This is a genomic window from Lentibacillus cibarius, assembly GCF_005887555.1.
GTDB lineage: Bacteria > Bacillota > Bacilli > Bacillales > Amphibacillaceae > Lentibacillus > Lentibacillus cibarius.
The window spans coordinates 236989-261099 of record NZ_VCIA01000001.1 but is presented as its reverse complement, the minus strand read 5'-3'; the positions used below and the strand labels follow the sequence as shown (position 1 = coordinate 261099).

23 protein-coding genes are annotated in these 24111 nt (G+C 40.0%); 20 read left to right on the top strand and 3 right to left on the bottom strand.

Going from position 1 to position 24111, the window contains the following annotated elements:
* Window positions 1-230: 230 nt before the first annotated feature.
* Together FFL34_RS01330 and FFL34_RS01325 are read right to left on the bottom strand one after the other, a co-directional pair.
* Window positions 231-590: a DoxX family protein gene (locus tag FFL34_RS01330; RefSeq protein WP_138600659.1), complete on the bottom strand. Its 360-nt coding sequence runs from the start codon at window positions 588-590 to the stop codon at window positions 231-233.
* A gap of 462 nt (window positions 591-1052) precedes the next feature.
* A complete protein-coding gene (locus FFL34_RS01325) occupies window positions 1053-1433 on the bottom strand; it encodes an HAD family hydrolase (protein WP_234031393.1) in 381 nt (126 codons plus the stop codon).
* Window positions 1434-1755: 322 nt separating this feature from the next.
* Between FFL34_RS01325 and FFL34_RS18885 the strand changes: the two genes are divergently transcribed.
* The 15 genes from FFL34_RS18885 (at window position 1756) to FFL34_RS01250 (ending at window position 17721) form a co-directional block, all read left to right on the top strand.
* On the top strand, window positions 1756-1986 hold the full coding sequence (locus FFL34_RS18885) for a hypothetical protein (protein ID WP_325053260.1): 231 nt from the start codon (window positions 1756-1758) through the stop codon (window positions 1984-1986).
* Between the two features lie 104 nt (window positions 1987-2090).
* Window positions 2091-2255: a hypothetical protein gene (locus FFL34_RS18880; protein ID WP_325053259.1), complete on the top strand. Its 165-nt coding sequence runs from the start codon at window positions 2091-2093 to the stop codon at window positions 2253-2255.
* 248 nt (window positions 2256-2503) lie between these two features.
* Window positions 2504-3058 (top strand): biotin transporter BioY, encoded by a 555-nt coding sequence (locus FFL34_RS01315; RefSeq protein WP_138600655.1) that lies wholly within the window; start codon window positions 2504-2506, stop codon window positions 3056-3058.
* Window positions 3059-3060: 2 nt separating this feature from the next.
* The gene (locus FFL34_RS01310; protein ID WP_138600653.1) at window positions 3061-4551 is read left to right on the top strand and encodes an AMP-binding protein; all 1491 of its coding nucleotides are present in this window, start codon (window positions 3061-3063) and stop codon (window positions 4549-4551) included.
* The gene (locus tag FFL34_RS01305; protein ID WP_138600651.1) at window positions 4548-5699 is read left to right on the top strand and encodes a thiolase family protein; all 1152 of its coding nucleotides are present in this window, start codon (window positions 4548-4550) and stop codon (window positions 5697-5699) included. Before FFL34_RS01310 ends, FFL34_RS01305 begins: the two co-directional genes overlap by 4 nt.
* Window positions 5700-6056 (top strand): hypothetical protein, encoded by a 357-nt coding sequence (locus tag FFL34_RS01300; RefSeq protein ID WP_138600649.1) that lies wholly within the window; start codon window positions 5700-5702, stop codon window positions 6054-6056.
* 1 nt (window position 6057) lies between these two features.
* Window positions 6058-6399, top strand: a complete 342-nt coding sequence (locus FFL34_RS01295) for a MaoC/PaaZ C-terminal domain-containing protein (RefSeq protein WP_138600647.1) — start codon at window positions 6058-6060, stop codon at window positions 6397-6399.
* A 29-nt stretch (window positions 6400-6428) separates the two neighbouring features.
* Window positions 6429-7217 carry an ATP-binding cassette domain-containing protein gene (locus tag FFL34_RS01290; protein ID WP_138600645.1) on the top strand — a complete coding sequence of 263 codons (789 nt, stop codon included), beginning with the start codon at window positions 6429-6431 and terminating at the stop codon, window positions 7215-7217.
* Complete coding sequence (locus FFL34_RS01285) at window positions 7214-8068, top strand: ATP-binding cassette domain-containing protein (protein WP_138600643.1); 855 nt, start codon at window positions 7214-7216, stop codon at window positions 8066-8068. Before FFL34_RS01290 ends, FFL34_RS01285 begins: the two co-directional genes overlap by 4 nt.
* Entirely contained in the window at window positions 8061-8867 is an 807-nt protein-coding gene (locus tag FFL34_RS01280) for an energy-coupling factor transporter transmembrane component T family protein (RefSeq protein WP_138600641.1), read from the top strand. The genes FFL34_RS01285 and FFL34_RS01280 overlap by 8 nt, the downstream gene beginning before the upstream one ends.
* Before the next feature lie 198 nt (window positions 8868-9065).
* Window positions 9066-11381, top strand: a complete 2316-nt coding sequence (locus FFL34_RS01275) for a molybdopterin-dependent oxidoreductase (RefSeq protein WP_138600639.1) — start codon at window positions 9066-9068, stop codon at window positions 11379-11381.
* A 149-nt stretch (window positions 11382-11530) separates the two neighbouring features.
* Entirely contained in the window at window positions 11531-11815 is a 285-nt protein-coding gene (locus tag FFL34_RS01270) for a GNAT family N-acetyltransferase (RefSeq protein WP_138604633.1), read from the top strand.
* A gap of 2043 nt (window positions 11816-13858) precedes the next feature.
* The gene (locus tag FFL34_RS01260; protein WP_138600635.1) at window positions 13859-14593 is read left to right on the top strand and encodes a hypothetical protein; all 735 of its coding nucleotides are present in this window, start codon (window positions 13859-13861) and stop codon (window positions 14591-14593) included.
* A gap of 762 nt (window positions 14594-15355) precedes the next feature.
* Entirely contained in the window at window positions 15356-17149 is a 1794-nt protein-coding gene (gene ltrA, locus FFL34_RS01255) for a group II intron reverse transcriptase/maturase (RefSeq protein ID WP_138600633.1), read from the top strand.
* Between the two features lie 215 nt (window positions 17150-17364).
* Window positions 17365-17721, top strand: coding sequence for a hypothetical protein (locus tag FFL34_RS01250; RefSeq protein ID WP_138600631.1), 357 nt, complete (start codon window positions 17365-17367; stop codon window positions 17719-17721).
* Between the two features lie 545 nt (window positions 17722-18266).
* On the opposite strand, the gene FFL34_RS01245 is transcribed toward FFL34_RS01250, so the two are convergent.
* Complete coding sequence (locus tag FFL34_RS01245; protein WP_138600629.1) at window positions 18267-18770, bottom strand: STM3941 family protein; 504 nt, start codon at window positions 18768-18770, stop codon at window positions 18267-18269.
* Between the two features lie 473 nt (window positions 18771-19243).
* On the opposite strand from FFL34_RS01245, the gene FFL34_RS01240 reads away from it, so the two are divergent.
* From FFL34_RS01240 to FFL34_RS01220, 5 genes are all read left to right on the top strand, one after another.
* Window positions 19244-19870 (top strand): TetR/AcrR family transcriptional regulator, encoded by a 627-nt coding sequence (locus FFL34_RS01240; protein ID WP_138600627.1) that lies wholly within the window; start codon window positions 19244-19246, stop codon window positions 19868-19870.
* A complete protein-coding gene (locus FFL34_RS01235) occupies window positions 19860-20525 on the top strand; it encodes an MBL fold metallo-hydrolase (RefSeq protein ID WP_138600625.1) in 666 nt (221 codons plus the stop codon). Before FFL34_RS01240 ends, FFL34_RS01235 begins: the two co-directional genes overlap by 11 nt.
* A gap of 122 nt (window positions 20526-20647) precedes the next feature.
* Window positions 20648-21322, top strand: coding sequence for a thioesterase II family protein (locus tag FFL34_RS01230; RefSeq protein ID WP_171046236.1), 675 nt, complete (start codon window positions 20648-20650; stop codon window positions 21320-21322).
* A 23-nt stretch (window positions 21323-21345) separates the two neighbouring features.
* Window positions 21346-22479 carry an alpha/beta fold hydrolase gene (locus tag FFL34_RS01225; protein WP_138600621.1) on the top strand — a complete coding sequence of 378 codons (1134 nt, stop codon included), beginning with the start codon at window positions 21346-21348 and terminating at the stop codon, window positions 22477-22479.
* Window positions 22455-23996 carry a beta-ketoacyl-[acyl-carrier-protein] synthase family protein gene (locus FFL34_RS01220; protein WP_234031392.1) on the top strand — a complete coding sequence of 514 codons (1542 nt, stop codon included), beginning with the start codon at window positions 22455-22457 and terminating at the stop codon, window positions 23994-23996. Before FFL34_RS01225 ends, FFL34_RS01220 begins: the two co-directional genes overlap by 25 nt.
* Window positions 23997-24111: the final 115 nt, after the last annotated feature.

Genomic DNA, 24111 nt, shown 5'->3' with positions numbered 1-24111 from the left:
TCATTATTTGGCCCCGATGAGCCACGAAAGGAAGTACATACCATTCAAAATTTACTATTAAGAAATCTGTTCCCCCTGAACTTTTTAAATCGGCATCAGACTCAGTTTGCTTACGTATCATATTCGATTAGTGCGCTCGATTGATTGATGAAAGTATAATGAATAGAATTCAATAAAAATCACCCACTTATTTCGTTCAAGTAGGTGATTTCTGCATCCTTATGAATAGTTTATTTACGCATGGTTTCTATAAAATTAAGCGTATTTAAACCGAACAATTTTAATGCCTTTTTTGAGCCATCCACGCCATGTCCGGCTTCAAGGTGTTTGAAAATGGCGCCGCCAAGAACAATATTGATCATTAGCGCACCGATTCTCGTAAATTTTTTCCCGGATTTGGATATTATTGAGATAAATAGAAATATGGAACCAATCAATTCAAGAAGGCCTGCAAACTTCATTGTCTTTCTGGACAATTTAAAGCCTTCTTTAAATTGCGTTGCAGCCTGGTCATCATCTTGCACCTTTGGCAAACTGCTTTGAAAAAGGGTTTTTGCGACATAACCATTGGAAAAATGTTGTAGCAGCATGTCTATTCACTCCTGAGTCTATTGTGTATTTTCCAAACGTTTTCCACGTTTAATGGTAGTGATAAAAAACATTAACATCGTATATCATATCAAAATCATCTACAACATCCAAAGGTATTGCTTGTAAAGTTAACTCCTAAAATCAACGCCGGCTGCAAAGACTTATCAAATAGCATTCTCTCCTTTTTTCTTCAACTTGGATGTCATAATCAATAGTATTTAATGGCCTGAGAAGCCAAGAAAAGTCGTATATTATTCCATTCTTGCGCTCGTTAGCTTAACAAAGAATCTAATACAAATGGTATGATAATTAGCAATATAGCATTCAATCATGACGATTAGACTGATGTGGTTCGGTTTAGGGAGAATGATTGGAGGTTGTACAAAGAGGACCACCTATATGGGAATGATCATCTGCTAAATGATTTCTTCGCGTTTATCGTTTTTTAGTTCAGTCACACCTCAGACGACAAATGACTGAACGAGGTATTTTTCAATAAATTCAGCCAGACCATCCTGTTCATGATGACCGGTTGTAACATCTGCGGCCGCTTTCACTTCTTGGTCAGCATTTGCCATTGCGGCGCTGATTCCGGCATAACGCAGCATTTGGATATCGTTCTGGCCGTCACCGATGGCTGCTGTTTCTTCCGGATTAATGCCAAACACTCTAATAAGCACTTGAATGGCAGCCCATTTGGAAACACCGGGGGCAACTATCTCAAACCCGTCTTTCCAGTCAATGACATCCGCTGCATCACTAAATAAATGTGACATATGCGAACCATGGCAGCCTGTCCTGACACTGTATTTCAGCACGTTCCGGTAATCTACATGCCGCAAGTCGCCGATATACCTTGGCGGAACCTTACCTTCCCTGGTCCACTCATCAACCTCCTTGCACGTTCAGTAGCGATAGCTAGGTTGTAAGGGACTTGGAAAACAAGGAACGTTGAAATAAGGACTGTCATCCAAAACGGTTGCTATAAAGTTAAGCTGAAAGGCATTTATCCTTGTGAGGGTAGGGGGATGACTGATGAACCTCCTGTAATGGGAGTGGAGGAAAAGCCCCAAGTCTAGCGGAATGAAAGGTTATTTTCCAAACGTGTATTGCACCAATCGGGTAGGAACGTGGGAACATCACTCCAAATGGAGGGATGCCACAGTGCAAGCTTTGCGATATTGGGATTACTATGAAATGACCGAGATTTTCACAAATTTGTACGACAAAAGCTTGAAACATCATTCTTTTTCTCATCTTTATGATGTCATAACTTCTAGAGAAAATATTTTGTTAGCCTATCCTACTGTCAAATCAAATAAAGGTTCCGGGACGCCCGGAACCGATAAGAAAACGATTAACGATATTAAAAAGTGGTCTGAAAAAAATTATTGATGGAAGTCCGAAGGCAACTCGACAATTACCGGCCCAAGAAAGTCAGGCGAAAATGAATCGATAAAGGGAATGGAAAATTTAGACCGCTTGGCATTCCTTGTATATTGGACCGCATTATCCAACAAAGCTTCAAACAGGTGCTTGAACCGATTGCGGAAGCTCGTTTCTATAACCATAGTTATGGGTTTAGACCACTCCGCTTGGCACACCATGCCATGGCAAGAGTCCAACAACTTATCAATTTATCCCACTTTGACGGCAACTACTAGGACATCCAGAACAAGCGTGTTCAGCGTGAACATGGCTTCGCTGATGCTAGACCGTGCCAACAGCAGAGGGCCGGACTGCATGTAGGAGCAGGCACTGTGTACCTCCATTAAAACAGTAGTTTTTCACGAGTCTTCTAAAGCATTTATAACACCCATTTGTAAACCACATTAAATAATGGGTTTACAAATGGGTGATTACTAAATACAATAGATAGTATCTTTTTATATTCTAAATGGGGGGAGAAGATATGTCTACAAAAGAAATGGTTTACATAGCGTTATTTGCCGCGTTGATTGGTGTGCTGGGTATAATTCCACCGATTCCGCTAGGATTTATTCCTGTGCCAATTACTGCACAAACTTTGGGTGTCATGCTGGCAGGCTGCTTTTTAGGAAGGAAAATGGGAGCGCTAAGTTTAGTGTTATTTATTGTTTTAATTGCGATTGGCTTACCGCTGTTAACAGGTGGACGTGGAGGTTTTTCTGTGCTGGTCGGTCCTTCTGCCGGTTATATTCTCAGCTGGCCAATTGCAGCTTATCTAATTGGTTACTTTGTTGAAAAGATTTGGAGTAAATTAGCTGTGTGGAAGGTAATTGCTATTAACATTTTTTTTGGTGTGATACTTGTCAGTTTAATTGGTGCGCCTGTTATGGCAATTATTACAGGTACTTCTGTATGGGCAGGGCTTGTTGGCGCAACGGTGTTTCTGCCCGGGGACTGCCTGAAAGCAGTTATTGCTGCTTTCATTGCAGTGCAATTAAATTCGGTCAGTCCAATTGAAGAGAAAACCCAAGGAGTGTAAGTATGCAAATGAAATCATGGAATGTAATGGATGCTATTATTCAACAAGCAAAAAAATCACCTGACAAAATTGCGATTTGTGAAAGAGGGAAAACATGTACATATGCCGATCTTCTTCATCAAGTGAGAAAAGTTTCCTGTGGGTTAAAGAAAAATAAAGGAGTAAATGACAGAGTTGTGATTATGTCCAATAATTGTATAGAGTATGCGGAAGTATTCCTTGGTGCAATCTATGCCGGCTGTATCCCAGTGGTGCTTGATCCCAAATGGAGTCAAAAAGAAATGATTCAAGTATTAGACAATAACAATCCTTCACTTCTTTTTGGGGACAAATATAAGCTTATGAAAATCCCTGATAAAACCATGCAAACAAAGATTTCTTTTCAAGAAGATAAGGATATCACTTCCTATAGTACATGGGTAGCTTCACAAAAAGAAGACACTGTCATGGAAACGAATGAAATGTTATTCATAGGCTATACCTCTGGAACAACCGGGAAACCAAAAGGGTTTATGCGAAGTCACCAATCATGGATTAAAAGTTTTGAATCAGGTATAGACATATTCAGGTTTAAAGAGAACGATCATTTTATAGCGCCGGGTTCCTTTGCTCATTCTTTGTCACTGTTTGTGCTCATACAGAGTTTATATCTAGGCGGCACGTTTCATGTGGTTTCAAAATTCAATGCGGAAAAAGTGGCTGCTATATGCAATCAGTACAAAGAGGTTATTTTATTTGTTGTTCCTACGATGATTCAATCATTAATCGAGAGTACAATAAATGAAGCGGATATTAAGGGATTAATCAGTTCGGGTTCGAAGTGGACTGCAGCTATGAAGAAGCAGGCTATTAAACGATTTGGCAAAACAAAGTTATTTGAGTTCTATGGTACCTCGGAGGCAAGTTATATTAGCTATCTTACTGTATCAGAAGAAACCGACTTACATTCTGCAGGGAAACCTTTTCCTGGTGTTGAAATCTCTGTATGTAATGAAAATGGATGGGAGCGCGATAGAGGGGAAGTCGGACAACTAAAGATAAAAAGTGAGATGGTATTCACTGGTTATGATCATATGCCTGAAGAGACTAAAGCTGTTTTTCATGATGGCTGGCTTTTATTAGGAGATTATGGCTATCTGGATGAAAATAATAAATTATATCTAAGCGGACGAAAGAAGAACATGATTATTACGGGCGGGTTAAATGTTTTTCCTGAAGAAGTGGAAACTGTTCTTAAGCAACTTTCGGAAATTAAGGAATCTATGGTGTTTGGCATTTCCGATATGCACTGGGGTGAGAGAGTTGTTGCTGTTGTTTCCTGGAAAGGTGAAAGGAAACTTTCCTCTGTTAGTTTGAGAAAATATTGTTCTGAGTTTTTGGCAACTTATAAAATTCCGAAAAAAGTAGTGACGGTTGATTCATTTGTCTATACAGGCGGTGGGAAGGTAGCGCGTAAGGTGATGGAAGACCGAATAAAGGATGTACTAACATGACAGAATGTGTTTTTGTTACAGCTAAACGAACCCCGATCGGCAAAAAAGGAGGAGTACTGAAGTCACTTGACCCGGAAAACCTTCTATCGCCACTCATCGAGAGAATCATGACTGAAAGTGGACTAGCTGCTGAATCAGTAGCTGATGTCATTGCTGGGAATGTGGTAGGTCCAGGGGGAAACATTTCCCGCGTTTCATTACTTAATGCCGGGCTGCCTGTTACTGTACCGGGTGTAACAATTGATAGGCAATGTGGGTCCGGACTTGAGGCAATTCAAGTTGCAGCACGTCATATTCAAAGCGGTGCGGGTGATATTTATCTGGCGGGCGGTACAGAAAGCACGAGTCGGGCACCGTGGAAACTGGCAAGACCAAAGCATATGTCAGGCACACCCACATTATATGAGCGTGCCCCTTTCACACCATCTTCTTATGGTGATCCTGATATGGGGGTTGCTGCGGAGAATGTTGCGAAAAAATATCAGATAACAAGAGAAGCACAAGATGAATACGCAGGAAAAAGTCATAAAAAAGCGATTAATGCTATAAGGAGAAAGCGTTTTTCGGATGAAATTGTTCCATTGGAAGTTATAGGGCAACTGGTGAGCGCAGATGAATGTCCACGTGATCACTCAAAATTGGAGAAAATCCTGAGACGAATGCCTCCATTATTTCACAAAGACGGAAGTGTGACGGCCGGAAATGCTTGCCCGGTTAATGATGGTGCAGCATTAGTGCTAGCAATGTCGAGCCAAAAATGCAAAGAACTTGGGCTGGTACCGGCTGTGCGTTTTGTGGATGCTGCAGTGGCAGGGGTAGATCCAGCCTTACTTGGCATTGGTCCTGTTCCAGCGGTGAAAAAACTATTAAAACGACAACAATTAACGATAGAGGATATTGATATCGTCGAATTTAACGAAGCATTTTCTTCACAAGTGCTTGCATCACTCAAAGAACTCAAAATACCGGAAGAAAAAGTGAATGTGAATGGCGGGGCTATAGCATTAGGACATCCATACGGGGCATCCGGAGCTATTTTGATGACACGATTAATGACAGAGATGAAGTACGGAAACTATAATAGAGGTCTTGCAACCCTTGGAATAGGCGGGGGAATGGGACTGGCAGTACTAGTAGAGGCGATATGAGTGAATGAACCCCGTAAAGTTGTTATGTCAGCGGAATGGGTTAGGCAATATGCACAATCTATTGATGCACCATTAACACAAGTAAATGGTAAATACATTGCGCCGCCAACGATGATTCTGCTGTTTTGGCAATTTTTTGATACATGGAAGCAGGAAGATAGAGTCCTTTTGCATGTGAAACAGACATATCATTACGTTTGTCCAATTACATCCGATATGACACTGGATTGTACGCTTACCTTACAAAAACAAAGAAAAGTTGGTTCGGATGAATATAAAGTTTATCTTTTAACTTGTTTCTATCAACATGAAGTTATAGCGACCGCTAAGACAACATTAATGATACAAGGTGAGTAATATGGAAAAAAGAAAGATTACGAGAGAAGCAGTTCAGCATTATGCAAATGTTTCAAAAGATAATGCCTCTATTCATATACAAGAAATCGGAGACAATAAAAGCACCACTAAAAAAGCTATTGCCCATGGAGCGTATATCATGGGACTCGCACAGTCATTGTACAGCATGAAGCACGCGGGGAAGTGGGCAAAATCTTGCACTATGACATTTCATAACCCGGTATATGTTGATTCTAATGTATGGTTTGATTTTGTGGAGACGAAGGATTGCATTGAGATTTTTGTGACAGGCGAGGATTCCGAGCTATTGGCAAAAGGTGTTTTAGATGTTACACGGTTATGAATTTGCGACCAGCAGAAAGGTGATATTTTATGATTATGTTTGATCAGGTTAGCTTTTATTATCAAAATAACAATCCGATTGTTTCCAATCTCAATCTTTCCATAAAAGAACGGGAATATGTCGCCCTTGTCGGTCAAAATGGCTGTGGAAAATCAACCATTACAAAATTGATGAATGGTCTTCTTACTCCCAAAAAAGGGTCTGTTAAAGTTTTTGGAATGAAAACAGCTAATAATTCATATATTCAATCTATTCGAAAGCATGTTGGATATATTTTTCAAAATCCGGAAAATCAGTTTATTACGACATCTGTTTTAGATGAAATCGTGTTTGGTCTGGAAAATATTCAGGTTCCTAAAGAGGAAATGGATGAGCGTATTAACAGGACCCTAGCAATGGTTGGAATGTCGTCATACAGGTATGCGATGCCCCAATACCTATCCGGCGGGCAAAAACAAAAGATTGCCATTGCAGCTATTTTGGCTATGGAACCGAGCTATATTCTTTTTGATGAGGCGACATCTATGCTTGACCCAAAGGGGAGGCAAGATATACTCGCCATAATGCGCCAGTTGAATCAACTTGGGATAACGATTATTCATATTACCCATCATATGGAAGAGGCATTAGAAGCGAAACGTATTCTTTTTGTTCACAAGGGTGAACTGCGATTTGACGGTTCTCCATTCCAATTTTTTACAACTATTCCCGTAACTGACTACGGACTGGATAAACCTTTTGTCTTCCGTGCATCCGAGACACTAAATACACCTGTCGATTCCTCTCTGGATTGGAGAAAGTTGGTTGAATCTTTATGATTTTTACATTAAAAGATATAAATGTTTGTATCGGTAAAGAAAAAATTTTACATAATATAACCTGTTCTATTCCTAGAGGGAGATGGATTTCCGTTATTGGAACATCCGGTTCAGGAAAATCAACATTGCTTAAAACGCTAAAGGGATTAGTTACTATCGACAGTGGAGAATATTTTTTCGACGATAGGCAGATTGTACGAAAAAAAAGTATTGGTACGACATTTATTTCCGAAGTGGGATATGTTTTTCAATATCCTGAACATCAATTTTTCCAGACAACAGTATATAAAGAACTTGCGCTAGGTTTAAAACAAAAAAAGTACTCGAAAAAAAAGATAAATGATACCATCTCAGAAATACTGCAGCTTTTTGATCTGTCCGAGGAATTTCTTGCTAAATCCCCATTTCAACTAAGTGGCGGACAGCGCAGAAAACTTGCGATTGCCTCCGTCATGACAACTAAACCGAAGATTATGCTGTTAGACGAACCAACAGCAGCGCTTGATCCCATAAGTCGAAAGAAAATAGTAGCAGGAATCAAACGCTGGCAAGAAGAAGGCAATACTGTTATCTTTGTCTCCCATCAAATGGAGGATGTTGCCGAGTATTCAGATAGTGTGATCGTTATGCAGCGTGGCAGAATTGTCACACATATGGATGCGACAGCTTTGTTTTTGCATTATGGAAATCTTATGGAAGAAAGCGGGATGATTCTTCCGCCATCTGTTCAGCTGAAAGATTGCGTAGAAAAACTGACGAAAGAATATGTAGATATCACCAGCTGCAGAGAAGCGGATATTTTAGCAGCGGTTCGCAAAGTAGTGGCCAAGCGAGGTGCACAATTTGTCTGAAGCAATTATTCTGGGGCAGTATATTGAAAAGGAATCGATACTTCATCGGCTTGATCCGCGTACAAAGCTAGTTTCGATGGTCAGTATCATGGTATGGTTTGTCGTGATTCAGTCAGTGATGGAGTATATGCTGGCCACGGTCTTTACTTTTTTCCTTCTGTTCATCTCAAATGTTTCGATACGATACTATTGGAAAAGTTTACGTCCAATTCTGTTTATTCTTTTGTTTACAGCTATGTACAATGCGTTTCTTACTAAAGGAGAGGTTGTCCTGTGGGAATGGTCTGTCTTCCATTTAACACAGGAAGGAATATATCAGGGAATCCGGTTTGCATGGAGGATTGTACTGCTTATTTTAATGGCATCTATACTTACATTCACCACAAAGCCACTATCGTTAACTGCCGGTTTAGAGCGACTGCTCAAGCCATTATCCCGTTTGGGTATTCCTGTTGAACAGTTTTCCCTGATGGTTACAATTGCAATTCGTTTCATCCCGACGATTGTGAGCGAATTTGATCGTATTGTACTTGCGCAAAAAGCAAGAGGGATCGATGTCAAAGAGCGCTCCTTGATTCAAAGGTTGTTCTTGTATTTACCCATGCTAATTCCGCTGCTTTTTTCTTTAATTCAACGAGCGGAAACACTTGCGGAAGCGATTGACTCGCGTGTATATGGAAAAGGGAAAAACCGTACCAGCTATCGCAGTCTTCAGTTGTCTGCTGCCGATTACCGGGGTCTCACTATTGTACATTTATTTGTTGTTAGCGGTGTATTCTGGTCGATTTATTTTGTTTAGCAGGAGTTAGTGTGACAGGGTATTGTGGAATGGTTCCGCATTATGATATCGAGCGATAGTACTTAAAATAAGCCTTCTCGAATAACAGTAGTTCTCCACTAGTCTTCTGGATTGGAGGGAGAGTTTCTCTCATTACATTTTTGTGCCCTGAGCACAGCGAAAGGAATGATACTTTAAATGCAAAAGAACAAAAAGGCGATGGTTGGTACTCATTGGGGAATCTATCAAGTTGAGACTACTGACGGTGCTATTGTTGATGTACAGCCTGCGCGGACGGACTCTAATCCATCCCCCATTGGAGAACTATTGTATGATGCGATGGATAACCGTTTCCGTATTGCTCAACCTATGGTTAGAGCTGGATATTTACGAGGTGATCAAAATCATCGTCAATCCCGCGGAAAAGAACCTTTTGTACCGGTAAGTTGGGACGAAGCACTTGAACTGGCAGCATCCGCATTAAAGGACATAAAGGAAAAGGCAGGAAATTCCGGAGTCTATGGTGGATCGTATGGATGGGGCAGTGCCGGGAGATTCCATCATGCCCAAAGTCAGATCCACCGATTCTTGAACACTATCGGCGGGTACGTCGCATCGGTGAACAATTACTCTGCGGCCGCTTGCCAAGTTATTGTTCCCCATGTAATTGGTGTGGATTATGGAACTGCAGACGATGTGGTAGAATATGGCGAGATCATCGAGAACTGCGACTTGCTCATTGCCTTCGGAGGTTTGAATCAGTATAATAACCAAGTAAAACCAGGTGGGGTCACTGACCACCACGAAAGAAATGTGATAGAAGAGATTGCGGCATCGGGAACCGAAGTCATCTCGGTCAGCCCCATTCAATCCGATATACCAAGGGATGTTGCGGCTGAATGGATTGCTGCAAGACCTTGCTCAGACGTTGCTATTATGCTTGGAATTGCCCATTACCTTGAAGTGAACAACAAGGTCGACGTTAGGTTCCTTGATCGTTACACAGTCGGATATGACAAGTTCAAGGAATATCTGCTGGGGAAGTCTGACGGTGTTATGAAGGATCCAGAATGGGCATCCTCCATCGCTAATATTCCTTCACAAGATATTATACGTCTCGCTGAAAAACTTGCCAATGCACGTTGTCCGTTAATAACGGTCAGCCTGTCACTACAAAGATCAGAACATGGCGAGCAACCCTTCTGGCTCGCCATCGTGCTTGCCGCTATGCTGGGATCGATAGGAAAGAAAGGTGGCGGTTTTGGACTTAGATGGGGGAGTAGTAATGGTTCAGGTTACTATCATAAAAACCCTTTTTCATGGGGCAGTCTTCCGCAAGGCCGGAACCCAATCAAGCAGACGATCCCTGTTGCCCGAATTGCTGATATGCTGCTGAATCCAGGTAGCCCTTACGCATACAATGGAGAAAATAGAACCTATCCTGATATTCAACTAATCTATTGGGCTGGCGGTAATCCATTTCATCATCACCAAGATTTGAACAAACTCCGCCGTGCTTGGAGGAAGCCGGAAACCGTGATTGTTCATGATTCGACTTGGACAGCTACAGCACGTCACGCGGATATCGTATTCCCGGCAAACACCTTCCTTGAGCGTAATGATGTTATTTGCAGCAAAGATGATTATCATATTACTCCGTCGAAAAAGGCGCTAGAGAATTACGGGCAATCTCTAACTGATTATGAAATTTTCTGCGGGTTGGCTGAAAGACTGGGTGTGCTTGAAGCTTTTTCAGAAGGTCGCGATGAGATGGCGTGGCTGAAAAACATTTATAAAGTTAGTAGGAATAACGCCAAACAGGCAGGTGCCGAATTGATTCCCTTTGATGAGTTTTGGGAGACGGGCGAGCCTTTATATGCAGAGCCTAAGATGAAGCCGAGACGAAATAACTTTATGTCACGCTTTCTCAACGATCCTAAGGCCCAGCCGCTGTCGACACCTTCCGGGAAGATCGAGATCTTCTCGAGTAGAATCGCATCCTTTAAATATGCTGACTGTACCGGGCATCCGAAATGGTTTGATAAAAATGAATGGTTAGGAGCGCCTCGGGCAAGTAGTTTTCCATTACACATGATCTCTCATCAACCACGGAATAAACTTCATAGTCAATTCGATTTCGGAGCTTTCAGCCATAAGGATAAAACAGCGGGGAGGGAGACGGTTACTATAAATCCTGCTGATGCATGTAAGCGTGGGATAACGGACGGAATGCTTGTACGGATTTTTAATGATCGAGGTGCTTGCTTGACAGGAGCGAGACTTTCAGACGACATTATGCAAGGTGTCGTTAGTTTGCCTACAGGCGCATGGTATTGTCCAGACGATACCGAGGGATCTAATAGCCTGGAGTACCACGGCAACCCGAATGTCTTGACAGCCGACAAAGGTACTTCTTCACTAGCGCAAGGGCCAACCGCCCATAGTTGCTTGGTCGAAATCAAACCGTTTCATGGTTCTGCGCCAGAAGTTCAAGAATTGTTGATGCCCAAATTTATTTCGCGTGCGGATTTGTAAAAAACGGAAAAAACTTAACAGAAACGGATTCTTTTTTTCATTTATTTGATGCATCATTAGTATAGCTGGAACCATTGATGTTCAAGGATTGATAAACTATAAGGGCCCATAAGTTATTTGGCCGTTCTCCGTCAGCTGAAAGACGATAGATTAAAACTGAACAAACAGGCGATCTTTACCTAACTCCTTATAAGCGTGGAAAGGATAAGGGGCAAGAATTATACAATTATGCAAAGCAGTTTTTTAAAAGAAATAATGTTGGTGAATACCATCTAAGGGTCTCCCCGACTATTGTCTCTGCAGTATGGTTTTATCGTAAAATGGGTATGAATGAAATCGGCCCTGAAATGAACGGGAAAGTAATCAGAATGAGGGCATATCGTAATTTGTTAGGGAGAACGGTGTTCTTGAATCGGGCGCATTACTGGGTGTGAAACGTTCCTGACTCAAATGAAATGTGATTACACAATTTCGGTAAAGGTCAGGCAGTTTAATTTTAATTTACTGAAGGATTATGTCGAGAAGTCGAATGAGGAGGTAACGCTCTGAAAGGCTTCCCCTGCGTCGAATAGCACGCGGTTAAGTAAGGAAACGCGTGTTATAAGCTCGACTAATAGGCGTGAGAATTTACCGTAACAGTCCGGCTGTTGAAAGCCTACCCGATGGGGTGGTGTAAATCATGGTGCTTGGGTTGAACTGGTAAGGCGAGGATGCAAATTAAATACAATATAATGTATTGCTGACGAACTTCTGAATGTACGGGTCTAGATGCGCGTTATACAGAAATGTATATACTACCAAATGTAGGGTTAGCTATGGATGAGTAAGAATCCGGAATATAAAAGTCCATCCTGTGTTATAGGCACATGCAATGCTAACAGGCTCATAGGAAGCGCCTAAGTCTGTTCCATAACAGATAATATTCAACGTGGTAAGCTGATAACGTGGAGGACTTACTGCCATTGAAACGGTGACAAGGAAAGCATTCATGATAATAGTGACTGTATAACTTGTCTTTATATCGGTGAAAGAGGTGGCATAGTACTAATGAAATGTCTAATTAACATGGAGGGAAAGCCACTAGACTAATGAAGAAACATTTAATCATGCAAGGCAAATCTTTAACGGACAATAAGGTTCCTGTAAGACTAATAGAGGTTCACCTTCCACTGGACGGCACCGACTTATTGAAACGGAAGAATTGAGGCACACAAAGTGCCGATGATTAATTGAAATTGGACTAGTTGGAACGCCGTATGCGGTGAAAGCTGCACGTGCGGTGTGAGGTGGGGGGGAAGCTGGCGATAACTTCAAAGGCTTACCTATCACTATAATAAGAAAGCGTGCTTCTGAACTGGATCCTTTCCCTTAAGTTCAACTTATAAACAAGATGATAATATGAATTAGCCGTTGTAGGTTGCGTTTACCATCATTTCATTGGCAGCTGTATTCGGTTTTTTTGAATAGATGCTTTAAAGTTACACCATAGGAATGGAGTTGATTTAGAGTGAATCCTAAATTAAAGAAGTGGTCATTACTCTGTTTCATTATTTGCCTTTTACTTTGGATCCCTAATGTCGTTTTCCAAATCAGCAGTCCTTTTTGGATGTTAGTCTATATTGTTGGTCCAATCGGCATGGCCCTAGGCGTTTTGGGTAAGAGTGTTATCTTAACCATTTTGAATTTGATTATGTCTTTTAGCTTTTTCATTATTATGTTTTTCGGTTACCAAATTTTTGCGTCTTAAGGATAGTACAATACTATTCTTAAGGAAGAAGGGCCGGAAGTTTTAACGCGAAAAATACTTATAAACAAGTGAGTTGAGTATGCTGCAATCGGGTGCCATTCTTGAATAAGAGTAGCGTCCGTTTAATACACAAGGGTAATGGGAGCATTTTTATGCCTAACAACTCGAAAAAGTTTCGTTTATGGATCCCATTATTGCTACTGGGCCTTAACATTATTTCAGTGGGTTTTATGGTTGAGGAATTAATAGACGCCTCTCCTCCAAACTACGGTGGACCACTAATATTCTTAACACCTGTGTTTGGTTTAATTTCTTTTTCTTACATTAGACAATATGCAATAAAAAAGAATAAGTTTTTGTTATGGTTGCTACAGTGCCTAAACTGGTTTTTTATTATCTTCCCAGTAATTGTTTTTATAATTTTTGTATTGATTATGGTTTAAGCAAACGGAGCGCTAATCCTTAATAGAGGAAGCGTCCTTTGTGTTAATTGAGTCGACCGGATTATCTCTTATTTTTTGAAATAATTACTTATGTATAACGCGGGGTACAGTAAAATAATATCTTGAAACTACAGATATCCTACATCCGTATAACCATTTGTGGGAGTCAGATTTTTAACGTGAATTAATCTACCAAAGTATTATAATAAAGGAAAATAGCTAATACAAAAATTATTGTAATGAATGGCAGGGGTTTTTGAATTACTTTAAATCGTAGGAGGGACAATGTGGAGAAAAACGAAATGGAAATGGAAGAAAATAATAAGACTAGTGGTTGGAAATCAAAACTTAATACTGCTTTCTTAGTAGCTTTCGTTTTAGGTTGTATTTTTGGATGGATCGGAATTATACGGTATATTATGAAGGTTATACATACTGATGAAAGTGTTGTTTATTTTAGTCTTCCGATGGGTGGAGCAATGACAGTCATATTTTTTTCGATGGGATTAGGGATTCTTACCGTAATTTTTTTGATTCTTGTTAAAAACTTACTTTTTAAAAAGTATCATTTCGCAGAATTTAAAGAGTATGGTTCGGGGGTGCTATATGGCTTTATAGCGCTTGTAATTGTCTCATCTCCATTTATGTTTTTTGCTGCGGACAATTATATTTCTGTTACAAAAGAAGGGGTTGGATACTCCAGATATTGGACGGTAGGCGATGGTAAGTATAGCTGGGATAAAGGTGTCAAAAAGATCACACTGGATTATAGTTATTTTGATAAGGGTGACACCTCTGATAATTTTAGTGGAATGTACACTTTTCATTTCTCGGATGGTAAGCATGTTGAAATCTGGGAAAATTCATTGGACGGCAATTTTGATAGTATTGAAAGAATTGATGAAATAGCCTTAAAGCATAATATGGCTTATGAGGTGATTGCTGCACCATCCAATGAGCAGATTGAAAAATGGATTCCGCAAGAACATCAGGACTTTGTAAAAGAATTGTTTTCAAAATAGTATTCTAGGGATAGTGATCATACTAATACAATCTTAAGCAATCGGGCGCCGGTCGACAAGTTCTGCTATAAACGTGTTCAAACGTGAAAGGCAGTAGATTATACAAGATTATTATCTAAACGTTACAACCGAGGATGGGAATGACGGAACCATGTTTCCCGAAACCATCCCATCAATACTCCTGCATGCGTCATAACTGACAGGTTATGGGGTCTGAAGTACAGGTAGATTCGGCAGAACGAAGGCTGGAGCCACTCCCAAGGAGAAGGTATGCTGACGGATATGCCGCATGGCTGAAAAACTGGATAAGGTGAGAATGGTTTCAGCGGAATGAAACTGACGAACAACTGAACATACGGGTCTAAAGATTGACTATAAGGAAATCTTATAGGTCATCTAACGATGACGTGAGTGGTGTGGAGTAAAAATGCGCCCTCTGAAACACGCTATGCCGAACAAAGGCGGTATCCAGCTCACAGGCTTACAGGGGAACACCTAAGTTCAGAAAGGAAAGCTAGGTTGTAAGGGACTTGGAAAACTAGGAACGTTGTAACAGGGGCTGTCACCCTAAACGGTTACTATAAGGCTTGTGCCGAAAGGTATTTATCCTTTTGAGGGTAGGGGCATGACTGATGAACCTCCTGTAATGGGAGTGGAGGAATAGCCCCAAGTCTAGCGAAATTGAAAGATTATTTTCCATTCGTGTATTGCACCGGTCGGGTAAGAACGTGGGAACATCACTCCGAAAGGAGAGGTGCCACAGTGCAAGCTTTACGATATTGGGATTACTACGAAATGACGGAGACATTTTCAGACTTGTACGATAAAAGCTTAAAACAACAACCCTTTTCTCATCTTTACGGCATTATCACATCAAGAGAAAATATTTTACTAGCTTATCGTACCATTAAATCGAATAAGGGTTCCAAAACACCTGGAACCGATGGGAATACTATCCATGACATGAAAAAGTGGCCTGAAACAAAACTAGTAATGGAAATTCGAAGGCAATTAGAAAATTATCGCCCAAAGAAAGTCAGACGGAAATGGGTAGATAAAGGCAATGGAAAGTGGAGACCTCTAGGTATTCCTTGTATCCTAGACCGCATTATCCAACAAAGTTTTAAACAGGTACTTGAACCAATCGCGGAAGCCAGATTCTATAAGCATAGTTATGGATTTAGGCCTCTCCGCTCGACGCACCATGCGATGGCAAGAATTCAACAACTTATTAATCTATCCCACTTTCACTTTGTGGTTGACGTTGATATTAAAAGTTTCTTTGACCATATTAACCATACGCTGCTTATAAAGCAACTGTGGAACATGGGGATTCAAGACCGGAAGGTATTAGCCTGCATTGACAAAATGCTGAAAGCTGAAATTGATGGGGAAGGCATACCTACAGGGGGCGTACCCCAGGGCGGATTATTATCAACGTTATTGGCAAACATAGTGCTCAATGACCTTGACCAATGGGTTGCTGGACAATGGGAGACGTTTCCTCTTACTAATCCATATAGCTCAGATGATTCTGCAAGGCATGCCAAGAAACGAACGAACCTAAAAGAAGGATATCTCGTCCGCTACGCGGACGATTTTAAAATACTTTGTAAGGACGGCAAAACAGCTCAGAAATGGTACCACGCTGTAAGGCTTTACCTTAAAGACCGTTTGAAATTGGATATATCGCCGGAAAAATCACAAATCGTGAATCTTCGGAAACGGGAATCCGAATTTCTAGGCTTCACTATTCGTGCCAATAAAAAGCGTAAAAAGCGAGTCGCACGTACCGGTATTAAACCGGATAAAAAGCGTAAAATCAAGGAAGAAGCACGGAAGCTGATTCGCAGAATCAGGTCGTCGCCTTCGGCTCTTAATGCTTTGCGTTTTAACAGTTTTGTTCTGGGAATACATTATTATTTCAAAAGGGCTACTAAGGTCAATCTGGAGTTCTCACGTCTTGCCTATGACTTAAGAGCGTTCATATATAATCATCTCAGACCAGTAGGTAAATACGGTCGTCCGGCTAATCCACCGCCAACTTATAAAAAGCTGTATCACAGTAGCTTTAAAACATTTCAAATCGCTGGTGTATATTTATTCCCGCTAGCGGATGTTAAAACGGTTAACACCATGGGATTCAGTCCGGAAATGACTCCTTTTACCAAAGAAGGCAGGGATAAAATACACAAAAAGTTGCGCCCGGATATCCAACGGGAAGTTGGTGAGTTGATGAAATCAACACTTCCGAACCGAAGCGTTGAATATTTGGATAATCGAATCAGCCGGTACAGCATGAAAATGGGTAAATGCGAAATTACAGGTATGGAGCTACCTGCTTCAGATGTCCATTGTCATCACTACCTGCCGCTAAATTTTGGAGGAAGTGATCAATTTAATAACCTTCGCATTATCCATGAAGACGTGCATCGATTGATTCATACTATGGATAAAGAGATGATTGATGAACTCAAAAGGAAATTTCAACTTACTAGCGGAATGATTCAAAAGGTCAATCGATTCCGCGAAAAGTGTAAGCTTGAATCCGTGTGAAAATCTCAAATATGAAGTAACGAGGAACTTATAATCGAGTAATTTTGGTAGATGGAACGCGGAGTGCGGGGAAACCTGCACGCTCTGTGTGGAGCAGGGGAAAAGCTGGAGATAACTTCAAAGGCTTACCTATTGCTGACAATTGTCGTACAACGTTGTGCCATAATAGGACCAGAATATGGAACATCTTTCTCTTAAACATTGGAGGTACGAAAATGGAAAAATCACGTAAAATGAATGCTAAAAAATGGTCTTTATTAGCGTATATATTTTTAACCATTGGCTTGGCTATAACGTTATGGGGATTGAGTCTTTGGGAACCGGAATATATTTTTTATGGGTCTATCCTTGCGTTGTTTCAGATTGTATGGGTAAGTCTTATTTTTAAACATAGGGAATCAGAGGAATCATTGGGAAACTATATGATTGTTATACCAACTGCATTGTTTATGATTTTAATGATCAAAAGCTTGTATGCACCTTTAGTTATATCAATCTGTATATCACTTCTAATGTTAGTTCCGATTCATTTCTTAGAAAAGTACATCCGATATTCCCTTATTCAAGAATAGGGCGCGCGCGACAAGTTCTGCTATAAGCGCTTCACAGCGTGAAATGCAGGGAATTCATTCTGATAGATTCTAACTTTGCAACGGAGGATAGGAATGATGGAACCAAGTTTTCTGAAACTATCCCATCAATATTCCTGCGTGCGTCATGAATGACAGTTCATGGGGTACGAAGCACAGGTAGAGTCGGCAGAAGGAAGGCTAAAGCCATTCCTATTGGAAAAGGTATGTTAACTGATATGCCGGATGGCTGAAAAACTAGATATGGTGAGAATGTTCCATTAGAAGCGAACTGACAAACTTCCGAATGTAAGGGTCTAAAGATTCAACATAGTGTAAAGCTATGTCCCAACTAACGTTGGGGCGAGTGGTGTAAAGTAAAACTGCGCCCTCTGAAATACGCTATACCGGACAATGGCGGTATCAAGCTCGCAGGCTTAAAGGAAAGCACCTACGTCTGGAATGGATAGCTACGTTGTAAGGTACTTGGGAAGTAAGGAACGTTGAAATAAGGACTGTCATCTGAAACGTTTGTAATAAGGCGAAAGCTAAAATACATTTGTCCTTGCGAAGGTAGGGGTACGACTGACGAATCTCCTGTAATGGGAGTGGAGGAACAGCCCCAAGTCTAGCGAATTAGAACGATTATTTTCTTCACGTGAATGACTACGAGCACGATATTTTTCCTCATCATACAGTATGATTCCTATAAATTTACTAAAATTCACATCTCGAATGTTATACCCTATGATGTCATCCCATTCAATGGAAAATGCATTGTTTTTAGCTACAGCGTTAATTATTAATGCTTCTTTCGTTAAAATAAGATAAGGTCTAGAACTTAGTATTCCTTTACCGATAGCAAAGACCATGATGCCAAAAAACAATGCTAATAATGCGCCAACCACACTAACACCATAATCCCCCTCGTAGAAAGCGGCGCCGCATACCAAAGCGCCGAACGCTATAAAAGCCAATCCCATCACAAACAAAAAGAAATTTTTGACCTTTGATGGATAGAAATATAATGTTGATGTATTGTCTCCTTCCATAGTAGCCCCCATATCTGCTATATGAATATACGTTTGTCACTTCAATTCCGTTTATATCATCGAGGCAAATTCCATCTTATTCAAGAATAAGACATAACTGATCTGCCAAGATGATTACCAGTTAGCCTGGGTTGATGTTTCCCCTTCTTTAATCTAAACAATACATCATTAACACTTCAACTTAAGTTTTATCACTGCTACTTTTATATACTTCTAAGTATAAAAGAATACCTTCTGTCCAAAGTGGGAACAACCATAAACACAAAAGCCCTAACTTAATCGTTAGGGCAACTGCCATTACTTTGACAGAGTATAATTTAGTTCTTAATGTTTTGGAATGTATCTTTTCGAGGATTGGGGAAAAAATCGCTATAAAGTAAAAGTTTGTCGAACGAGAGGTTGACAAACCATTAACCATTGGTTATCATAAGACATGAATTGATGACCAATGGTTAATATAAGGAAATGACAAAATGAATAAAAAAGAACAACAAGCAAAAAACACAAAAAAAGTAATTCTGAGGGCGGCTGAAGAACTCTTTTCTGTCAAAGGTTATGAGTCTGTTAAGATTAGGGATATTGCTCAAAAGGCAGGATACTCCCACTCAACCATTTATGTTTATTTCAAAGATAAGGAGCATTTATTACAAGAATTGACTTTGCCACCACTTTTGAGATTAAGCAAGAAAATGGAAGAAACCCTGCAGGATCCATATTTAAAACCGTTACAAAAATTAAAAGGCGTTTGTAAAGATTTCGTAGATTTTGCATTAAATAACCGAAGTATGTATTCTATATTGATTACTATTGGTGCAGAACGTGTTGATGTCAATCCGAATCTTGAAATGAATGTTGCGAGAAATTTACTTTTTAAACACTTAGAGACTGCAGTGAAAAACTGCCTTCAGATTACAGATGAAAATGAAAAACTGCTTTGTTCGAGAATATTTTTCTTTAATCTGCATGGGCTGATCATGACCTATATTTATAAAGAGGAGTCGATTGATCAGTTATACCAAAGAGTTATGCCGATTTTAGAAAAATCAGTTGCATTTCTTATTGCAGGAATGGACGTAGGAGGTGACCAAGATGAAAGTTAGAAAAATTTCAGGCCATATTTGGAGCATCAAAATTTGGATGATTATCCCTATACATGTTTGGTTAGTCAAGGATAGAGATGGCGTGACTCTGGTTGACGCCGGCATGCCAAACATGGCCAATGGCATTTTAAAGACGATTCATAAGTTAGATATTGGGCCATTATCACGTATTCTATTAACACATGGTCATGCTGATCATGTTGGTTCAATCAAAAGGATAAGATCCAAACGAAATATTCCTATTTATGTACATTCGGAAGAAATACCGTATATGGAAGGTAAGTTACCATATCCCCGTAGAAAAAAAGCACAAACTTTAATACAACCTTCTGTTGTAAAACCATTAGAACAAAATGGAGATCAATTAAAACAGGTTGGAGATCTTCTACCCTACCACACACCAGGACACTCACCAGGACATGTCGTTTATTACCATCAAAAAGATGACGTTTTACTAGGCGGCGATCTATTCACAAGTAAAAAACACCGTATTCAAAAACCAATGTCAATATTTACAGCTGATATGACTCAGGCGATAAAAAGCGGGGAAATCATTAAAAATCTAAAACCCGAGAGATTGTGTGTTTGTCATGGAAATGAGGTGACTTACCCACACAAACAATATGATTGGTTAAGAGAACAATTGCATATATAAACCTAATTCTTTCACTATCCAAAAGGAACTTTTAATTTGTAACGGTTAGGGGGGGAGATAATGAAAAAAATTAAGCTTTTTTGTTTCCCTTACGCCGGAGGGGCCGCCAGGGTATTTACACCGTGGAAAAAAAAATCAAAGATTTCGTTGAATTGTATCCAATAGAACTTGCTGGCAGAGGGAGTAGGGCAAACGAGCCTCTTTACCAAACATTTGAAGAAGCGGTGGATGATTTATACGGAATTATAACAGAAAACTTAGACAATTATACCCCGTATGCCTTTTTTGGTCATAGTATGGGAGGCATGATGGCTTACGAATTATCACATCGTATGCAATGTATGGGTATGAAGAGTCCGGTTCATATTTATTTTTCAGGAGTAAATGCTCCATTAACTGCAACCAAAAAAAATGATAAGAAGATTAACAGTAAATGGACAGATGAAAAATTATTCAAATTGGGCGGGATACCGAAGGAACTTCTACAACGTCGCGAGCTATTAAATCTGTTTTTGCCTGTGTTGCGTTCAGACCTTTTGATGTCGGAAAACTTCGACTACAGCAAATATAATGCAAAGTTAGATACTGATATTTCCATTTTTCATGGGGATCAGGATGAACTTGTTACAAATAACTTGGAAAAATGGCGATCGATCACCTCTAAAACATGTACGATCCATACTTTTAGTGGAGGACATTTTTTCATTAAACAGCATGTGAATACAATCGTAGAAATTATTAATCAGATGCTGGAGCCAAAAGCTTCGATTGATTCAAGTTATGGGCCCATGGTGTGATCAGTGGAAAGGGGGGTCTTACAATGAGCGATTATTTAAATGAATTGAAAGACTTAGTCGGCCTTCATGTCCAATCCCAAAACTTTAATGCGAAAAGAATACAATCTGTCATGAACCGAATGGAAAGCGAAGAGGGAGATGTTCCTGGTTCTTGGGTCTATGAATGGACGGCTTTAGGCGACCAGTACTTACGTGACAACAAAAAACTTCATGCGATACAGTGTTACAACTTTGCAAGATTTCCTTATGTAAACTCTAAAGAACGTAAAAAAGCTTATCGAAAATGTGTGAATGTGTTTGAACAATGGATAATGGAACAAAACCAGGTAATTGAAAAACGGAATATCCGTTTTGGAGAAGAAAAAATTCCAGTATATGCATCTGGATTTGACCGTAAGAAACGTCCATTGTTAATTGTCATCGGAGGGATTGTCTCCATTAAAGAGCAATGGTACAAATTTTTACTCGAATGTCCAAGACTTGGCTTCTTTGTTGTTGTTGCAGAGTGCCCGGGGGTGGGAGAGAATCCTCTAACGTATGATGAACAATCCCAACATATGATTGGTGCCATATTAAATGCATTCGCTGATTGTGCGGATGTTGATCAAACTTATTTTGTTGGGATGAGTTTTGGGGGACACCTCGGCATTAAATATTCTCTACAAGACGACCGTATCAGGGGAATTACGACCGTCGGAGCTCCCGTTAATCATTTTTATACCAATGATCGTTGGTTTGAAAATGTTCCTGATACAACGAAAAATACACTAGCTCATTTATGCCAGGTCAATACGGATTGTTTGTTTCATACGATTCGTTCCTTTGCCATCGATAATAAGGAAATTAAAAGATTAAAAATCCCGTTGCATTACATATTCAGTGAACGTGATGAAATTATTCCCAGCTCTGAGAAGCAATATTTAAAACGTAATGTGTCACAGTTGGAACTCATCGAGTTTGATGATGTACATGGATCCCCACACCATATGGGAGAAATTCAGAAGTATATTCCGTTAAGTGTGATGCGTCAACAAAAAAGCAAGATGTTATTTTTTAAATGGACTTTAAGATGGTTATTAACAGTTGAGATAGTAAAAAGGAAGGTTCGAACTTTAAACAAGGAGTGGGTTAATTGGAAAGAAAAGAAAGATGTGTAGTCACGGGAATCGGGATTTTAAGTTCAATAGGAAACCATAAAAAAGAAGTTCTCAACCATATGAAAAAAGGTCTTACAGGGATCGGAGAAATCACTCGATTCGAGACAGATGAATTTATGAGTGAAATGGGAGGAGAACTAAAAAACTACGACCCGAATCAGTATTTTTCCCAGACGGAACAAAAACAGTATGATCGTTGTGCGCAATATGCAATTATCTCTGCTAAAGAAGCGATAACGGATAGTTACTTAAACCTGAAAGAAAATAAACGGCAAAAAATTGGCGTTGCATTTGGAACTTGTAATGGCGGTATCAACTCTATTGAACAGCAAGGTGATGTTCATCATTTAGATAATGAATATACCGCGCGTTATCCCTTTTATCAGCAAGGTGATGATGTCGCAACATATTTCAATTTGAATGGTCCGGTAAATACACTCAATACCGCTTGTGCTGCAAGTGGTAATGCAATTGGCTTTGCCCATGACATGATCACACAGGGGTATGCGGATGCGATGTTGGCTGGTGGGGCAGATTCAATGTCATCGACTGTATATGCAGGATTCAATGTGTTGCAATCGTTGAATGACAAGCCATGTTCTCCCTATAACAATGCATTCGGATTAAGCCTTGGGGAAGGATCTGCTTTTTTGGTTCTTGAGCCGCTAAGTAAAGCCCTAGAACGGAATGCATTTATTTATGCAGAGATATGTGGTTATGGATTAAGTAATGATTCGTATCACGAAACAGCCCCAGATCCAGAAGGGGAAGGAATCCGCTTTGCTGCTAGTTCAGCTCTAAAACATGCGAATGTAGACAAAAAGCAAATTGGCTATGTTAATACGCACGGTACTGGAACAAAAGCAAATGATGTGGCTGAACTAAATGGGTTGAAAAAACTGTTTGGTGAAGACTTGTTTTCAACTATTTATTTTAGCTCCAGTAAGGCATATTTTGGCCATAATTTAGGGGCTGCAGCGGTCATTGAGTATGTAACTACATTACTTGCTATGCAGGAAGGGTTATTACCCGCAACTGTGAACTTTGAAACTCCTAGAGAGGGTTGCGACCATGATAATTTAATCACGAACGAGATGAAAAAGGCTTCGCCAGCTTATTTCCTATGCAATAATTCCGCTTTCGGTGGCCATAATGTCTCTGTTGTGTCGCGAAACTGGAAAGAAAGTCAGTCTAGGACTTCTACAAAAAGTCATGAGGAAGAGCGGGTTGTCATTACCGGATTAGGAATGGTCCATGGAAAGGAAAAGATTCAAGGAGGGGCATTAGAACGTATTATCAGTTCTATGGATCCCGTTGATGAATGTACTTTTTCCTTGAAAGAATACGATAAATCGCTGTACCAGCGCCGAATGAACCGATTATCACAATTTAGTATTGGTGCTGCCGATCTTGCTTTAAAAGATGCAAATGTTGTGATGTCAGAGAAAAATGAATATAAGGTTGGGCTGGTTTATGGAACATCAAGAGGAACATTACAAAGCTCCGAAAAGTATTGAGATAAGATATTTAAAAATTCGCCGGCACACGCGAGTGGAATATATTTCCCGGACATGGTTTTGAACTCGACGGCCGGAAAGATTAGTAAAAAACTTAAAATTAAAGGCTATAGCA

Excerpts from the sequence above, each read along its gene's own strand:
- FFL34_RS01330 (WP_138600659.1), bottom strand. The coding sequence starts at position 590 with ATGCTGCTACAACATTTTTCCAATGGTTATGTCGCAAAAACCCTTTTT.
- FFL34_RS01315 (WP_138600655.1), top strand. The coding sequence starts at position 2,504 with ATGTCTACAAAAGAAATGGTTTACATAGCGTTATTTGCCGCGTTGATT.
- FFL34_RS01310 (WP_138600653.1), top strand. The coding sequence starts at position 3,061 with ATGCAAATGAAATCATGGAATGTAATGGATGCTATTATTCAACAAGCA.
- FFL34_RS01305 (WP_138600651.1), top strand. The coding sequence starts at position 4,548 with ATGACAGAATGTGTTTTTGTTACAGCTAAACGAACCCCGATCGGCAAA.
- FFL34_RS01295 (WP_138600647.1), top strand. The coding sequence starts at position 6,058 with ATGGAAAAAAGAAAGATTACGAGAGAAGCAGTTCAGCATTATGCAAAT.
- FFL34_RS01290 (WP_138600645.1), top strand. The coding sequence starts at position 6,429 with ATGATTATGTTTGATCAGGTTAGCTTTTATTATCAAAATAACAATCCG.
- FFL34_RS01285 (WP_138600643.1), top strand. The coding sequence starts at position 7,214 with ATGATTTTTACATTAAAAGATATAAATGTTTGTATCGGTAAAGAAAAA.
- FFL34_RS01275 (WP_138600639.1), top strand. The coding sequence starts at position 9,066 with ATGGTTGGTACTCATTGGGGAATCTATCAAGTTGAGACTACTGACGGT.
- FFL34_RS01250 (WP_138600631.1), top strand. The coding sequence starts at position 17,365 with ATGGAAAAATCACGTAAAATGAATGCTAAAAAATGGTCTTTATTAGCG.
- FFL34_RS01245 (WP_138600629.1), bottom strand. The coding sequence starts at position 18,770 with ATGGAAGGAGACAATACATCAACATTATATTTCTATCCATCAAAGGTC.
- FFL34_RS01240 (WP_138600627.1), top strand. The coding sequence starts at position 19,244 with ATGAATAAAAAAGAACAACAAGCAAAAAACACAAAAAAAGTAATTCTG.
- FFL34_RS01235 (WP_138600625.1), top strand. The coding sequence starts at position 19,860 with ATGAAAGTTAGAAAAATTTCAGGCCATATTTGGAGCATCAAAATTTGG.
- FFL34_RS01225 (WP_138600621.1), top strand. The coding sequence starts at position 21,346 with ATGAGCGATTATTTAAATGAATTGAAAGACTTAGTCGGCCTTCATGTC.